This window comes from Asticcacaulis machinosus (genome assembly GCF_028550435.1).
In the GTDB taxonomy this organism is placed as follows: Bacteria; Pseudomonadota; Alphaproteobacteria; order Caulobacterales; family Caulobacteraceae; genus Asticcacaulis; species Asticcacaulis machinosus.
Genome location: NZ_JAQQKV010000001.1, coordinates 1,723,224 through 1,739,432 on the forward strand (window position 1 = coordinate 1,723,224; position 16,209 = coordinate 1,739,432).

Below are 16,209 nucleotides of genomic sequence, written 5' to 3' on the forward strand. Positions count from 1 at the left end.
ATTTAAAACACCTTGGGGGCGTCGGAAACCTTGAGCGGGCCGGTATAGGTGCCGCCGTCCCTGAACTCGAAATTCATCACCACCGCCTTTTCGGCGACCATGCGCACCCCGACCAGAGGCCGCGCCAGAGGCTCATATTCCGCCCCGATCAGGCCGGTCGACAGCAGAAAGCCGAACGGATCACCCGAACCGGAAATCTCAAGCTTTAGCTGGCCGTTCAGACGGCGATTGGTATCGACGCTCATCAGGTCGCTTTCCAGAAACAGGTTCAGTTCCTCGATCTTCAGCGACGACTTCATGGCGCTCAAAGCCCCGCCGCCCTTTTGCCAGTGCTCGACACTTTGGCCCCAGTCAACGCCCTTAAACTGCGAGACATGGTTGACGCTGGCTTCCCAGTGCAGATTGAACGGCTTGGTCTGGCCGATCTTACCGGCCAGACTTAACGGATCGCCTTTGGCGCCGGTTATGCGCACCAGAATATCAGCCATATCAGCGGTTTTGGCATTGGGGCGCAGATAGGCCTCAAACCGCTCGGCCCCATTCAGCGCAAACGGGCGGGCCGGATCGGAAGACACAAACACGGGATTAAGCCCCTCAATCGCCACATCATAGATCGGCTTATTGAGGCCCGACACACTGGCGCGCAGGGCATCGCCGGTTACCGTCACCTGCCCCAGATCAAGGCCGTTATGGCGCCCACGCAACAGAGTCAGGCCCTTTTCGGCCACCATCACCCATTTATCGAGCGCATAGGCATTGGCTTCAGCCGCGATCACGGGTGCGGCAAAGCCCTTACCCGACGGGGCCACCACCTCGACTTTTTTGAATTCCATGAACATGCGGAACGGATAGCCGCGCACACTGACCGGATCATACTGGACATGATAACCGGCGCGGATCAGGGCTTCGCGGTGCGCAACCAGATTGCTCTCGACCTGACGGGCCATATAGATCCAGTAGGCGCTCCATAGCCCGAGCGCGATCAGCACGATCAGGAACGGCCAGGCCAGCCCCCATTTGGTCGGTGCTTTTTTGGGTGGTTGTTTGTGCGGCTCAGTTTCAGACATTACAGCCTCTGTGAACAGAACCTCCCCTGATTTCAGGGGAGGGTGGCAGACGATCCTTTAGGATCGGGTGACGGGTGGGGTTAAATCCCGCTGAAGATTAACCCCCTCTTCTGTTTCAGCTTTCGCGTAAACAGAAGCTCCCCCTGCATCAGGGGGAGTTCTTTTATTAACCAAACCTCCCCCCCTCCGGTAAAGCCCTATTGTGTCGGGGGCGGAAATAAAAACGCCTCAATGGCCGCCAATGCCTCGGCCAAGGTGCAGCGCTGCAACACCACCCCATCGGGCAGGCTCTCAAACAGACGGGTCGGCGCTGCGGAATCGAGCATGACAAACACACCCTTGTCATCCTTGCGCCGGATCAGCCGCCCGAAGGCCTGAGCCAGCTTTGCCCGCACCAGCGCATCGTCATAAAGCCGGCCACCGAAATGCTCACGCCGCGCCCGGTGCAAACTGTCCGGCCTCGGCCAGGGCACCCGATCAAAGGCAATCAGGCGCAAGGCTCCGCCCGGCACATCGATACCGTCACGCACCGCATCGGTGCCCAGCAGACAGGAATTATGCTCAGACCTGAACACGCTCACCAGATCCGACACATCAAGCGGATCAACATGCTGGGCGTAGAGCGAAATCCCGGCCTCGGCCAGCGGACGGTGCAGGTGCTCATAGACGGCCTTAAGACGGCGGATGGCGGTGAACAACCCAAGGCCCCCGCCGCGAGACGCCAGAAACAGCGCCCGCATGGCCGCCGTCAGCGCTCTCGCATCGTCGCGGGCAACATCGGTGACTACAAACAACCGCGCCTGCTCACCATAATCAAACGGCGAGGTGATGCGCACATCCTTGGCGCCCATCACCAGATGGTTGGCCCCCGTCCGCTGCCGTGCCAGCGCAAACCGGTCCTCGGAACTGCCATCGCTGAGCGTTGCCGAGGCCATCAGTACCCCGTGGGCCGGTTTCAGCACATATTCAGCCAGCGGGATCGACGGATCGACATAGTGACGGTTCAGACTGACATCGACGACACGGCCACCCACCGCCTCAGCCGCAAACCAGTCGACAAAGGCCGGTTGATTGGATGGCGGCCCCGTTTCACCCTCGTCCTTGGCCATATGCTGTAACAACGCGCGCCAGGCCGGCAGCGTAATCCGCGCCCGCCGCTCCAGCCCGCGCAGAGCCCCATCAAGCCTTATGCGTTCCTGCGGTTCCAGTTCGGTATTTTCAGCGTCAAGAACATCTTCAATCGCCCGCACCAGCGCCAGCAACGGCGCTTCGATCCCGCGCAGGGCCACCGCCGCCGCCTTTGACGCCTCAGCCACTTCGGGCAGGCACGGATGGGCCTCGCATTCGCCACCCGCCTCCGTATCGGGCCGGAACCGTGAGCGCGAAGTGGTGTCGGCCTGACGAATTTCCACCTGCTTCATGACCGTGGCCAGAAGCGCCTCGATCGGCCCCAGCGGCTCCATCATATTCCCGGATTGCGTGCGCGTCGTCAGGCGCTGGGACCAACCTTCCTGCGGCAGAACATGGGCGGCGCGGATCAGGTCTTTAAGGGCATTTTGCGCTGTCTCACGCGTGGCCAGCAAATCCCCCAGCCGCTGCTCCAGTCCGCGTGATCTGCGCCGATGACCTTCGTTGCCGCGTATCCAGCGACGCAGCTCCGCCGCTTCGAACCCCGACAAAGCGGTCGAAAAGGCCGAATCCGCCGCCTCAAACACATGGTGGCCCTCGTCGAAGATCAGGCGCGACAACACCGGCACTTCGGACGGTTCTTCGCTGCGATCATCGGTCGCTTTCAGGTTTGCTTTCTGGGCGGCGTGCAGCTCATAGGCCGCCTGCGCCATAACCAGCGCATGGTTGGCGATAACGATCTGCGCCGATTTCGCCTTACGGATCGATTTTTCGACAAAGCACACCCGGTAGTGGGCGCAGGCCGAATGGATACACTCCCCGCGCCGGTCAACCAAGGCCGCCGGATTGAGCGACTGAAACAGGTGCGCGCCCGACCCGACCGGCAGCAGCGACGGCAGCCAGGTCGGAAAATCCCCGCCCATGATATCGCCGTCGCGGCTATAGACCACCCAACGCGCCATCAGGCCCGCAATAATCGCCTCCCCCGGCGTCTGACTGGCCGCCGTCAGCCGTTCCTGATAATTAAGCAGGCACAGATAGTTTTCGCGCCCCTTACGCACCGCCACCTTCATCTGGCGCTCAGCGTCGGTATCAAACAGGGCGCGGGTATCATTGAAAATCTGTTTTTGCAGCGCGCGGGTGTAGGTCGACACCCACACCTTGCCTTGGGCTTTTTGTGCCCAGGCCTGAGCGGACGCTAAGTAACCTAACGTCTTGCCGACACCAGTACCCGCCTCGGCCAGCACCATGTGCGGCTGATCCATCACCCATTTCGGCTGAAAGATGGTGCGCGCCGACTGGGCAAAGGCCAGTTGCTCGGGGCGGCGCTCATCAAGCCCTGCCCGCACCAGATGGCGCGACAGGGCGTCGGCGATTTCATCCTCAGTCACCGATACCGATTTGGGCGGCACGTCCGGGGCCTGATCCTCCCATTCATCGAGCAGCGACCAGACCTCAAGTGCGGGCGGGATCACAAAATCGGCCGGCAACGGATTGCGCGACAGGGCCGCCTCAACCGCCGTCGCCCACACCCAGCCGTTTTTTGCCATAAAGTTCAGGCTGGCACGCGCCATCAGCCGGAAAGCCACCGACGCTGCGGCCAGTTCAGCCAGCAAATCCTCGGCCACCCGGAACAGCAACCACGCGCCGTCTTCGGGCCCATCCGGCTCGCCGTAGCCCATAATCTGCGCCACACCCGCGACTGACGGGGCGCAAAACTGCGCCGGACGCACAAAGGCAAACAGTTCCAGCACATCGAAATGCTGCACTTCTCGGTAGCCACGCCCCGCAAACAGACGCTGGCGGATAAACGGCGCATTAGCCAGCAGCAGCCCCTCACGCCCCCACAGTTCGCGCAAATGCACGACCTCGATCCGGCGGGTCTGGCGGCCATTACTGAGGCCCGCCTTTGACGGCAGGAAGGCCAGAGACTGCTCCGGCAGAACCTCACGAAAGCTTAAGGCCTGTGCATCTGTCGTAGCCGCAGCAAGCATATCCGGATCGGTTACGGGGGGATCATCACGAGTCACCCCAACAACTTAAACACTGACACGCATAAAACCAACCGATGAAAGCTATCCTCGGCGGAAAATCCGCGATGCCCCAAGGCCCAGCCCGATGCAGATCAGGGCGCTGACGATACCATAAAGCCACGGCCTGCGGTGGGCAGTGTCATAGATGAAGCGCTCAAACCCGACCTTTTCGACCCGCAGCAGCTTGGCGCTGTAGCTGACCGGCTCCCCATCACGAAACAGCCAGACCTCGGCCTTATAGGTGCCGATCGGCGCATCCGACGGCAGGTCGATCTCAGCGCGGAACAGGTTGCGGTCGACAAAGCGTACCCCGAACGGATTATCGCTGTAGAGGCTGGATTTCTGTTTCAGGCGCGTCACCGCCTGACGCCACTCCAGATAATCGTCCTCAAGGCTGTTGACCACCACATCGCGCACGCCGTAACGCGTCACGATTTTAGTGTCGCGCGGCGTATCCATGGCGATATAATCGACCCCCAGACCCAGACGGCGGCGGTTGGAAAAGCCGGTTATCTTATCCAATGGCTGGGATGAGGCGGCCATGTAAAAGCCCGGCGCGCCTTCGAAAACCACCGGGCGGCTGTTGAGCCACAGGCCCGCCACCTGCACCTTGCGGATCAGGCGCATCGAAGCCCTGGGGCCGGAGACCACGACCACGATATCCGAGGGCTGATCGCGGCTTTCGACGACCGCGCCATAGACCACAACCTTGGCCCCCTGAAACGAAGATGATACCTCGATCCGGTTCTGGGTCAGGTCGGTCGACAACAGGTTAGACGACGGCGCCGGCGTCGGCAGGGTCTGAATAATCGCCGGAGGTATAACGGGAGGCAGGACGGCGACCATCTTACGGCTGTCCTGTGGGTACAAGGACAAACGGGTTCTGCGGCGGCACAAACAGCGACAGCCCCATCTGCAATCCGGCCATCAGAATGATCACCGCCATGATGGCGCGCAGTTCATCGGCGCGGAAACGGTTGGCCATGCGGATGCCCGCCTGCCCGCCGATAACCCCACCGGCCAGCAGGATCAGCGCCAGGATCATATCGACGCTGTGGTTGCGCACGGCCTGAAGGATCATGGTGACAAAGGTGGTTATAACGATCTGAAACAGGCTGGTGCCAACCACGACCGAAGCCTTCATGCGCAGGATATAGATCATGGCGGGGACAATCAAAAACCCGCCGCCCACGCCCATCATGGCCGATAATATGCCGACCAGAAGCCCGATCGCCGCCGGAGGAATAAAGCTGATATATAGCCCTGAGCGCGGAAAGCGCATCTTGAACGGCAGGCCGTAAATCCAGACCGGGCGCTTGACCTTTGGCCGGGGCGGGGCCTCACCCTTGCGGCGCAGCAACATGGCGGTCAAGGACTCTTTCAGCATCATGCCGCCGATGGAGCCCAATACCAAAAGATAGGCAAGAGAGACCACCAGATCGATCTGCCCCAGTAACCGCAAAATCCGGAAAATTTCGACGCCTATAACGGCACCGACCACACCACCAGCAGCCATGACCGCGCCCATACGGTAATCGACACTATCGCTCTGGCTATAGCTCATGACCGAAGAGGTCGAGGTCGCCAGCACATGGCCCGCCTGAGAAGCCACCGCAACCGAAGGCGGAATACCCAGCGAGACCAGAACCGGCGCCATCAGAAACCCGCCGCCGACACCAAACAGGCCAGACACAAATCCCACCAGCACCCCAAGCCCGATCATAGTCAGGACATTGACCGACATTTCGGCAATGGGCAGGTAGATATCCACGTTCACAGGCTCAGGTTCTAAAGCGGCCAGAATGGCAAAGGCCTGCACAAATGCACGCCGTTAACCAAGCTTAGCCTGATTAACTGAACAGAGTCTGAACAGGTCTTAGGGTTGCGGCGCAGATGGTGCCGAAGCCAGATTACCAGGCTCATCCTTTACGGCCTGAAATCCATTGGCCTGAGCTTCCGCGATCCGGCGCTGGGGGGCCGATAGTTCAGCCTTAAGTTCCGTTACCGCCTGCGCGGCTTCTTTATCACCACCGGCAGATGCTATCAGCAACCACTTATAGGCCTCGGTCGGATTGAGCGTAACCCCAATGCCTTCACGGTTCATAACCCCCAGATTATACTGGCTGTCGACCACACCCCGCTCGGCGGCACGCTTAAACCAGATAGCGGCTTGTCCGCGATCCTGCTGGCCGCCATCACCGGCATAATACATCAAACCCAGATTGTGCATGGCGCGCGAAACACCGCCTTCCGCGGCACGCTGCGTCCACAAACGGGCCTGTGCCTTGTCCGGCGCAATACCCGCTATGCCCTCTTCGCCATCATAAATCCGCCCCAAGCGAAATTGTGCTGGCGCATAGCCCTGATTGGCCACGGCCTTAAGTTTATCAATGGCCACAGGATCGTTCGCGCTTAAAGCCTGCACCGCGTCCTGAAACTGACGATCCAGAGCGTCACGATCCTGAACCGGTGAGGTCACTGCAGCAGCGGCAATCGGTGCCGCCGGTACCTCCGCGCCAGCATTACGCTTGACCGGCGGTGCGCCGGCGCTGTCTTCTTTTAATACGACGTAGCCCCCGGCCCCCACTGCCGTCAGGGCCACCGCCACCGATGAGGCCTTAAACGCCTTTTTCAGGGTTTCCGCTATTCCGGTTTTTGGTCCTGATTTCTGAGCTGCCTTCGGGGCCTGTTTTTGCACCTTTGGCGCCTGCTCCACCGTTGCCGCCCGCGTGCGGGACGCACCGAGCTTCAGGCTGCCAAGACCGGGACGCCGATCGTCTGTGCCTTCAAGACTGGCCCGAACCGCCGCCCGTGCCGCCGCCAAAGCATCACGCGTGGAAACGGAAGCCCCCTCCTCAATCGGCGCGTCTTCATCATCACGGCGCGCCCCAAAGCTTTTCAGAGGTTCAGTCTCAAAAATATCGTCACGGCCTTCTTGGGTGTCACTCAAAGCAAAAGGATCGCCTTCAACAGACAATGACGCATTCGGCTGGGTTTTACGCGACAGGGCGACATCAGCGAACGGATCACCGTCATCATCCCCGAAATCAGCGCGGGCAAATGGATCCTGAGGCGCGGTCGCAGATGTGTGGACATCCACATCTGTATCTTCGTCTTCAAACGGGTCAAAGTCAGGTTTGAATCTTGACTGCCCTAGGCCATCGTCAGAGCGCTCATCATCAGAATGCCCATCACTCAGCGGTGCCTCGCCAAAGCCTGTAACCGATTTCAGCAATTGCCCGGTCAGATCAAGCTTATCTGCGTCCGCGTCTTTGTCATTTAATTCGTCAAAGTCCAGACGGGTGCTGACGGCATGATCAAGATCAAGTTCATCATCGGCTGCCGTCACCCCCTGGGCATTGGCAATTGCCGCAGGGGCATGGACTTCCACTTCCGGCACATATGTGGTGCGCGGTGTCGCGAAGGCACTTGGCAACACGTCATCCGCAGGGACGGGGCGGGTCATCCGCTCGGCCAGTTGCTGGCTCTCGGCCTTGCTCAGGCGCTGCTCAATACGGGTGCGGGCGTCCTCAAGGATTTTAGCGGTGCGTTCTTCGCTTTGGCGGATACGGTCGCCCAGATCGGCATGGGTGTGTTCATGGCTCTGGCGCAGATGCTCTTGCACCCCGTCCAGAACCTGAGCTGTGCGGCGCTCGCTCTCGGAAATACGGCTCGACAGGCGCTCGGAAATGCGGGCAATTTCACCGCTTAAGTGTTCCAGTGCCTGGGAATGATGCCCATCCAGACGCGCAAAGCGGGCATCCACCGAATCCGCCACGCGGCGAATCTCAGCGTTCAAACGATCTGCCGCGTCATGGCCCTGGCGCTCCACGCCCGTCATTCTCCGGTTAAGGTTATCAGCCACCTTTAGGACATTATGGCCCATCTGTTCAATGGCCTTGGCTGAACGCTGGTCAACCTGCGCCAATTGTTCGTGTACGCCGCTTAATGCCTGCTCGATATTCTGGTGCGTGACCTGTTCGAGTGAACGGGCAATTTCAACGCGCGCCTCGTCGATACGACGGGTCAGATCATCGGCCAGACGGCGCAGCGACTGCACCGATTCCGGGTCCGACACATCACCGCGCTCTTCGGTCCGCAGCAGACGCGAATCCAGCGCTGCAAAACTTTGCTCAAGGGTTTTCAGCGCCGTCGACGTCTGGGCTTCGGCACTGTCCAGACGCTGGGACACCTGGGCCACGACCTTATCGATCAGGCTCTGCGCTGCAGCATCAGGGTCACGCAATTCCATCTGGGTCAGACGGTGCGACAACCCCAGCATATCTGAGCGCACATCCTTGAAATTTTCACGGTTGCGGACATCGGTTTCATAGAGTTGATTGGAAATCTTACCCAAAGCCCCTTCGAGGGCGTTGATGGTTTCGCGCTGCTGCGGGGCGCGCAACTCGGCCTCAAGCCGGGCCACCCGCTCGCGTTCTTCGCGTAAGTGCCCGGACAGGCCCTCAAGCCGTTCCGCCTGCGCATCGACCAGACGTTCCGCCGCCTCAAGACGCTCCGCCAGCACCGCCTGGTCTTCTTCGGTACGCATCAGGCGCTCACGCGAGGTAAATACGTCGTCGGCATGGCTTTCCAGCTTTTCCGCCAGATGTTCCGTGCGCGCTGCAACCCCGGCTTCGGTTCGCTCCAGACGGGTCAGCAAGCCCTCAACCGCCTGAGACACCCCGCGCACCGCCGAGGCCGAACGCGTCTCAGAGGTTTCAATGCGCGAACCCAGAGATTCCAGAGCGCGCGCGACCCGCGACAGGTCTTCTGACCCCGCAGACGGGCGCTCATAACGGTCATAGCCGTCATCAAAACGGGCCGCACGTTCGCGCGCGGCCTCAGATGAGAAGGCTGGCGCCGACCGGCGCGGACGGTTTAAAAACTCTTCATCATGACGTGATGACGTGTAGGTGCGCTTCATACGCCCGCCCCCCGAAGGATAGTATTCGCCGGTTTCCGTTTCGGTTTCCGGCTGATAATCGTTTTGTGGCACATAGGGGCGGCGGCCACGGCTTTCGTCACGCGCTTGCGGGCGAGCCGGCTCGGGCTCATCGCCTTCCAGAATCACCTGATTAAGCCACTCCCCAAGGGTCATGCCGGAACGGCGCGCCAGATCCTTGGCGACTTCACGCGCCTTCGAATCTATACCCTTAACACTCCAAGGTGTGCCCGCAGACATGCGAATCCCCTACTTATCCAACTTATGAGGCTAACCACCATCATCTTGCGTGTAAACCTTTTGTTAACCACCATCTATTGGGATAACGCCATTCTCCTGTGGAGAAACAGGGCATTATATAAACACCTGATAAGGGAAAATAGCGCCAAAGCCTTGCGCCACGCCACATTCCTACCATATTCGCAGACATGGAATTTGATCTTGGCACCACACTCATTATGTTTTTTGGCGCTGTTATAGCGTGCATCCTCAGCGGCTATCTGGGGGCGCGGCCACCCAATCTCAAAACCGATGCCGTCCGGCTTGTGCCTTACCGGTTGATCATGCTGCTGTCCGGCACCGCGTCGATCATCCTGCTGGTGCACATCTTAGCCCTCGTCGGCGGCAATCCCCAGCCCGCATTTCAGCCCTATTAGACCTCATGGATAAAGTTTCTGGCCATAGGCCAGAATACTTTTCCATGTTTGCAGTATCGAGAAAATTTTCTCGAAGCGGTTCTTCGAAAATTTTCGCTTTTTCCTTAAATTTTAAATCTTAAGATTTGAGGCCAGTACTAGGCGTCAAGCGCCGCAGGTACACTAAGTACCTGCCAGCGACGACCCAAAATCCTGCCTTGGCGTAATGACCCAAAGATTACGATTTAAAACACCAGGCCAGGATGGATTTCTGCGCATGTATCCGGTTTTCGGCCTCGTCCCAGATAACGGACTGCGGGCCATCAATGACGCCTTCGGTGACTTCCTCGCCGCGGTGAGCGGGCAGGCAGTGCAGGAACAGGGCGTCGGGCCCCGCCAGCGCCATCAGAGCTTCATTGACCTGATAGGGGCCAAGGGCGGCCATACGCTCATCGTAATCCGTATCGCCCATGCTGACCCAGGTGTCGGCCATGACGGCATCGGCGCCCGCGACGGCGGCTTTCGGGTCGTGGGTGACGGTGATTTTGGCCCCCGCCCCGTGCGCCAGATCGGCGTCTGAGGGGCTATATTGCGGCGGGCAGGCGATGGTGAGCGAAAAGCCCAGTTTCGGTGCCGCATGGATGAACGACGCGCAGACATTGTTGCCATCGCCGATCCAGGCCAGGGTCTTACCTTTAACCGGCCCGCGATGTTCTTCGATCGTCTGAAGATCAGCGATAATCTGGCACGGGTGGCTCTTGTCGGTCAGGCCGTTGATCACCGGAATGGTGGCGTGGGCGGCCAGTTGCTCAACATCCTCATGGCGGTTGGCGCGGATCATAATGGCATCGACCATGCGCGACAAAACCTTGGCGGTGTCCTCAATGGTCTCCCCGCGCCCAAGCTGCATATCGCTGGCGGTCGAGATAATGCCGTCACCGCCAAGCTGACGGATAGCCGCATCGAACGAAAAGCGCGTGCGGGTCGAGTTCTTCTGGAAAATCATGGCCAGGACGCGGTCTTTGGCCGGGGCATCGGCATCGACGCGCCCTTTCGGCCAGCCAAGGCGGGCAGATTTGCGCGCATGGGCGTCATCAAGAATAGAGCGGAGATCCTCCGGGCTTAACGCCCAGAGGTCGAGAAAGTGACGGGTCATCTGTACCCCCTTTATTTTGGATGTCCGGCCCCTGTTATGCCGTCTCTTTGGCCTTTTCGCGGGCGGCGATGAAGGTTTTTTCCAGCAGGCCAATGGCCTCGCGGGCTTCATCAAGCGTGACGTTAAGCGGCGGCAACAGACGCACGCAGTTGTCCGAACCACCAGCAATCAGTATCCCGACATCACGCGCCAAAGCCATAACCTCGCGGTTGACCGGCTTGACCTTGATCCCGACCAGAAGCCCTTTGCCGCGCACCTCAAGGGCGACATCGCCATAAGACGCGATCAGGCCCTGAAGCTGCTGGCGCAGATAGTTTGAAACCTCATTGACGTGCTCAAGAGTTTCCGGCTTCGACAGTTCATTATAGGCCGCAAGACCTACCGCCATAGCCAGCGGATTGCCGCCGAAGGTCGAACCGTGCGCCCCAACGACCATACCGGATGCTGCCTCAGAGGTTGCCAGGCACGCCCCGATCGGGAAACCGCCACCCAGCGCCTTGGCCGTGGTTAGGACATCAGGCTCAACCGACGACCACTGATAGGCCCACAGCTTGCCCGTCCGGCCCATGCCGCACTGGATTTCGTCAAACATCAACAGCAGGCCATTGTCGTCGCACAACTGACGCAGATTTTTCAGTTCAGTTTCGGTCAGGGCGCGCGCGCCACCTTCGCCCTGCACCGGCTCGACCAGAATAGCCGCTGCGGTCGGCGCCTCAGCCGCCGCCTTGATCGCCTCATGATCATCCACCGACAGATGCACATAGCCCGGCAGCTTCGGACCAAATCCGGTCAGATAGGCGTCATTGCCGCCGGCATTGACCGCCGCGTAGGTACGGCCATGAAAGGCCCCGTGAAATGTAATCACGTCAATACGCTCAGGGTTGCCCTTGGCGGCATGATATTTACGCGCCAGCTTCAGCGCGCACTCGATCGCTTCGGTGCCGGAATTGGTGAAGAACACCTGATCGGCAAAGCTGTCGGCGCATAGGCGCTCGGCCAGAACTTCCTGATCCGGAATCCGGAAAATGTTGGACACATGCCACAGCTTTTGCGCCTGTTTCGTCACGGCATCAATCAGGATCGGATTGGCATGGCCCAGACCGTTGGTGGCGATACCCTGCACAAAGTCCAGAAAACGTCGGCCATCTTTCGTGTAAAGGCTGACGCCTTCGCCGCGCTCAACCTCAATGGGGGCGCGGTTGTAAACACTGAAAAGATGATCTGTCTGGCTCATGGTAACATCCCAAAAGATAAAATCCTCTTCGCGTGTACGAAGAGGATAGAAATCTAAGTAGAACTTAGAGCCGCCTTTTGGGGAAATTTATCCCCAATGTCAATAAAAAGCGCGCTCAAAGTCCTGATTAAAGATCACACCTTACTTAAGGGCATCGACCTTAATACCCTTTGCTTTCAAAAGGGTCGGCACCCCGTCCGGCCCGACCAGATGGCCGGTACCCACCACGACCAGTGACGTACCGGAACCGGCCAGAATCTGCTCGATCTGCGGCACCCAGTTCTGATTGCGGCCTTTGAGCAGCACATCATAAAGCTTAGGCGTCTTGACCATCATTTCTTCAGTAAAGATTTTTTCCAGCGTGGCTTCATCGCCGGTGTGCCAGGCGGTGAGCATGGTCTCAAGCAATGCCTTGCCTTCCTCTTCCTGATTAAGCACGTCGATCAGGAACTGGCGTGAGGTCTCATCGTCAAAGCTACCGAAAAAGCCCATCTGCTGTTCAATCGTTTCAAAGCCCTTAACCGGCTTGCCTGCCGCCTTGGCCTGATCGAGCAGGGTTTTATCGACACCTGAATTGGGATCAAAACCTGACGCCATCATGGATTTAACGGTAATCAGCAGACCGACGGCCCACGGCTTGAGGTTACGCGCCTGCGTCATCGGCAGGCCATGACGATCCAGCGCGGCATTAAGCTTGGCAATATCGGCCTCACTCATCCCCTCGGTCAGATTGCCCTTGGGGTTGATGGCGTGTTTCAGAAATGCCGAACCGGCGGCCGCCTGATCATCCAGATTGGCAATTTCCAGCCACATCTCCCTGGAGTTCGCCATCGCGGTTTTGATGCGAGCATCCTGCCACTGCATATCGGGCTTTAGAAGATGGATCGACCCCAGCAGATAGACGGTCGAATCCGCATCCTTGACCACCCACATCAGCGGGGCGCCGGCTTTGGCGGTTTGAGCCTGAGCGGTCAGCGGCAAAAGCGCCACCCCGGCCACAACCAGCACTTTGAACATGGCTTTAAAAGATTTCAGCATGATGTTTCCTTGTAATTTTCGTAAACTAAGCGTTTTGATCCGGCATAAATATGTCTTCGATCCGTTGCTGAAATATGTCAGCAATTTTGAACGCCAGTGGTAATGACGGATCATACTTTTCCGTCTCAATGGCATTGATCGTCTGGCGCGAGACACCCAGCCGATCAGCCAGATCAGCCTGAGACCAGTCGCGCTCGGCCCTCAGAACTTTTATACGGTTTTTCATTATCTATGTCTCAGCCACCAGATACCCCAGGCAATGACATAACCAACAATCGGCGGGATCAACCCGGTCATGATACCAAATTCAAATGCCGATCCGTGCGCATTGAAGTAGGCCATAAGACTCTCGCCAAATTCCCCCCCGGTCGCAACTGACAGGAAGTAAACCGGCATAACCACCATCAGGCCGCATGACCCGCCCCAGAACCAGGCCCACTTATGCGCCTCCCGCACCGCCTCATCAGAGGCGCGCCACCATAAAATGCTGACCGCCATGGCCAGCACAATCAGCAGGGCGATCATGCCCCACAGCAGAGGCGTCCCAAGCGATGGAAGTTGATGTCCGGAGGCTTTCAGGAAACCAATAACCCCGCCCAATAGCATCGCAATGACGATATAAATCGTACCCGTAATGTGAAATGCCCGCTTATCCATATCAACACCCCTTAACATTTAGACAAGCAAGCTTTACACTCACCATTTGCCACATGTCAAGCATGCCTGTCATAATGACATGCAGATTTTACAGATCACAAATTAAACGGCTTTCAAAATAATATTTCTGAACCAACCGAATATTTACAGGTCTGTGTGAGTGTGGCCGGGCTTAAGGGTCTGCGCCCTGTATGTGAGTTACCCGGCCCTATGATGATCTGTGATCTTGTCCGTCCCCATGACCTGAGGCCTTCTGACCTAGGCCTTTGGCGCGATATGATCCGCGCCACTCCTGATTTTCGTTCGCCTCTTTTGTCACCGGAATTCACTCAGATTGTAGCCAACATAAGGCATGACGTTCGGGTCGCCGTCTATCGCCGTAAGGGTCAGACGATAGGTTTTCTGCCCCACCATCGCCGCGCCGGCGGCATGGCCCGTCCTGTCGGTGCCCCGTTTTCAGACTATACCGCCTTCATCAGCTTTCCCGATCCAGATATAGCCATAGCTGAGGCGCTCAGATTGGCCCACATCGACCGGTTTCAGGTCATCGGCCTGATTGATCCCTACGGCGTGTTTGGCGATATTGGCGGGCAGACCGACCATGCCTGCGGGATCGACCTGACCCAGCCGCTCGATCACATTCCGCACAAACATGTCAAAAATATCAACCGCCTGCGCCGCCGGCTTGAGGAACAGCACGGAGAGGTGGCCTTCATTACCCCTGACCGGAATCCTGACCATTTCGAGTTGATGCTACGCCTGAAGCGCGAGCAGGCCCGCACCACCGGTTTGCATGATTTTCTGGCACCCAAATGGGTCGACACCCTGATGCGGCAACTGTTTGCCGCGACTGTTGAGGGCTTACACGGCCAGATGCTGACCCTGAGCGTCGGCGGTAAAGGGATTATTTTCCATTATGGTGTAAGACTGGGCGATGTCATGCACCCGTGGATATCCAGCTTTGATCCGGCCTACAGCGCCTTTTCTCCCGGTCAGGTGTTTCTGGCCGGTTGCGCCGATGTGCTCAAAGCCGACGGCGTCGACTATTACGACCTGTCGACCGGTGAGCAACACTACAAAACCGCCTTTGGCAATACCCATCGCACCGTGACCCACGGGCACGTCTATGGCGACAGCATGGCAGGCCGATGCGCGGCGCACACATCCGCATGGACGCGAGAGATCACACAATCCCTGTCGCCCCGCATGGCCGAAATCACCGTGCGCCTTAATCGCCGCCTCGATCAGATCTGCGCGCTGGAGCTGGACACGCCTGCCCGCCTCAGGGGTATTTGGCGGGCCGCGCTTGCCACACCACAGCGCCTGAAATTACCGGAGCCCCGCGGATGAAGCCCATGCCTCAGGACAGTTTTACCGCCGTGCGCCTTAGCGTGATTATTCCGACCTTCCGTCGCCCCGATGGACTGACCCTCGCCGTGCGCTCTGTACTGGCGCAAACCGGCCTAGAGCACGTTTTGGTGCGCATTATCGTCTGTGACAACTCGCCGGAAGCGTCCGCGCGTGAGGTCGTGGCCGCCATCGCAGGCGACATTGAGATCACCTATCTGCATGAACCAGCCACCGGTGTAGCCAATGCCCGCAATACGGCGCTGGCGGCGACCACCGACGATTTCATCGCTTTTCTGGATGATGACGAAGAAGCGCCCTTTGACTGGCTGTCGAAATTGCTGGCCACCCAAAACGCCCTTGATGCCGATGTGGTGTTCGGGCCGGTCAGTGCCCGCCTGAAAGCCGCAGATGTGCAATACCCCGCCTATTTTGAAGCCTTCTTTTCGCGCTTTGGCCCCGATCACACCCAACTGATTGACCACTATTATGGTTGCGGCAACAGCCTGCTGCGCCGGTCCGCCCTGCCCGACATTCACGAAGTATTTTCCGTCGATCGCAATGACTGCGGCGGTGAGGACGATAAACTGTTCTACGGAATGCGTGAGCAGGGCAAGCGCATGGTCTGGGCGGCAGATGCGGTCGTGTGGGAAGACGTGCCGGAAAGCCGATCGACCCTGAACTATACCCTGCCGCGCGCCTTTGCCTATGGTCAGGGGCCATCGACTTCGGCCATGACCCATAATCCGCCCAAACCGTTCACCTGCGCCTACTGGATGGTCAATGGCGCCGTTCAGGCCGTGGTGTTTGGCCTGTGGGGCGGACTGCTGACCCTTGTTCGTGCCAAAGGGGCCGCAGGGGCGCTGGATAAATGCGCGCGGGGCCTGGGCAAGCTGATCTGGTTCCCGCCGTTCAAGCTTGGCTTTTACGGCACCGCCCTGCTCAAAACTAACGCCCCCGGAAGATGAGATT

At 58.8% G+C, this 16,209-nt stretch carries 13 protein-coding genes; 3 read left to right on the forward strand and 10 right to left on the reverse strand.

What is annotated here, in order from left to right:
* Positions 1–2: 2 nt before the first annotated feature.
* From PQU98_RS07870 to PQU98_RS07890, 5 genes are all read right to left on the reverse strand, one after another.
* Positions 3–1,067, reverse strand: a complete 1,065-nt coding sequence (locus PQU98_RS07870; protein ID WP_272744350.1) for a DUF2125 domain-containing protein — start codon at positions 1,065–1,067, stop codon at positions 3–5.
* Positions 1,068–1,264: 197 nt separating this feature from the next.
* Positions 1,265–4,225 (reverse strand): ATP-dependent DNA helicase, encoded by a 2,961-nt coding sequence (locus tag PQU98_RS07875; RefSeq protein WP_368408144.1) that lies wholly within the window; start codon positions 4,223–4,225, stop codon positions 1,265–1,267.
* A gap of 45 nt (positions 4,226–4,270) precedes the next feature.
* Positions 4,271–5,104 (reverse strand): TIGR02186 family protein, encoded by an 834-nt coding sequence (locus PQU98_RS07880; protein WP_272744351.1) that lies wholly within the window; start codon positions 5,102–5,104, stop codon positions 4,271–4,273.
* On the reverse strand, positions 5,076–6,047 hold the full coding sequence (locus PQU98_RS07885) for a sulfite exporter TauE/SafE family protein (protein ID WP_368408145.1): 972 nt from the start codon (positions 6,045–6,047) through the stop codon (positions 5,076–5,078). The genes PQU98_RS07880 and PQU98_RS07885 overlap by 29 nt, the downstream gene beginning before the upstream one ends.
* Before the next feature lie 57 nt (positions 6,048–6,104).
* Positions 6,105–9,410: an SEL1-like repeat protein gene (locus PQU98_RS07890; RefSeq protein WP_272744352.1), complete on the reverse strand. Its 3,306-nt coding sequence runs from the start codon at positions 9,408–9,410 to the stop codon at positions 6,105–6,107.
* Positions 9,411–9,598: 188 nt separating this feature from the next.
* Here PQU98_RS07890 and PQU98_RS07895 point away from each other — a divergent pair, with 188 nt between their 5' ends.
* Positions 9,599–9,826, forward strand: a complete 228-nt coding sequence (locus PQU98_RS07895; RefSeq protein ID WP_272744353.1) for a hypothetical protein — start codon at positions 9,599–9,601, stop codon at positions 9,824–9,826.
* Positions 9,827–10,043: 217 nt separating this feature from the next.
* Here the strand turns inward: PQU98_RS07895 and argF are convergent, their stop codons facing one another.
* From argF to PQU98_RS07920, 5 genes are all read right to left on the reverse strand, one after another.
* On the reverse strand, positions 10,044–10,961 hold the full coding sequence (gene argF / locus PQU98_RS07900) for an ornithine carbamoyltransferase (protein ID WP_272744354.1): 918 nt from the start codon (positions 10,959–10,961) through the stop codon (positions 10,044–10,046).
* Between the two features lie 34 nt (positions 10,962–10,995).
* The gene (locus PQU98_RS07905; protein ID WP_272744355.1) at positions 10,996–12,195 is read right to left on the reverse strand and encodes an aspartate aminotransferase family protein; all 1,200 of its coding nucleotides are present in this window, start codon (positions 12,193–12,195) and stop codon (positions 10,996–10,998) included.
* A 141-nt stretch (positions 12,196–12,336) separates the two neighbouring features.
* Positions 12,337–13,233, reverse strand: a complete 897-nt coding sequence (locus PQU98_RS07910) for a TraB/GumN family protein (RefSeq protein ID WP_272744356.1) — start codon at positions 13,231–13,233, stop codon at positions 12,337–12,339.
* Positions 13,234–13,258: 25 nt separating this feature from the next.
* Complete coding sequence (locus PQU98_RS07915) at positions 13,259–13,459, reverse strand: helix-turn-helix transcriptional regulator (RefSeq protein WP_272744357.1); 201 nt, start codon at positions 13,457–13,459, stop codon at positions 13,259–13,261.
* Positions 13,459–13,890, reverse strand: coding sequence for a hypothetical protein (locus PQU98_RS07920; protein WP_272744358.1), 432 nt, complete (start codon positions 13,888–13,890; stop codon positions 13,459–13,461). Before PQU98_RS07920 ends, PQU98_RS07915 begins: the two co-directional genes overlap by 1 nt.
* Positions 13,891–14,166: 276 nt before the next feature.
* Between PQU98_RS07920 and PQU98_RS07925 the strand changes: the two genes are divergently transcribed.
* The gene (locus PQU98_RS07925; protein WP_272744359.1) at positions 14,167–15,240 is read left to right on the forward strand and encodes a GNAT family N-acetyltransferase; all 1,074 of its coding nucleotides are present in this window, start codon (positions 14,167–14,169) and stop codon (positions 15,238–15,240) included.
* Entirely contained in the window at positions 15,237–16,205 is a 969-nt protein-coding gene (locus PQU98_RS07930; RefSeq protein WP_272744360.1) for a glycosyltransferase family 2 protein, read from the forward strand. The genes PQU98_RS07925 and PQU98_RS07930 overlap by 4 nt, the downstream gene beginning before the upstream one ends.
* Positions 16,206–16,209: the final 4 nt, after the last annotated feature.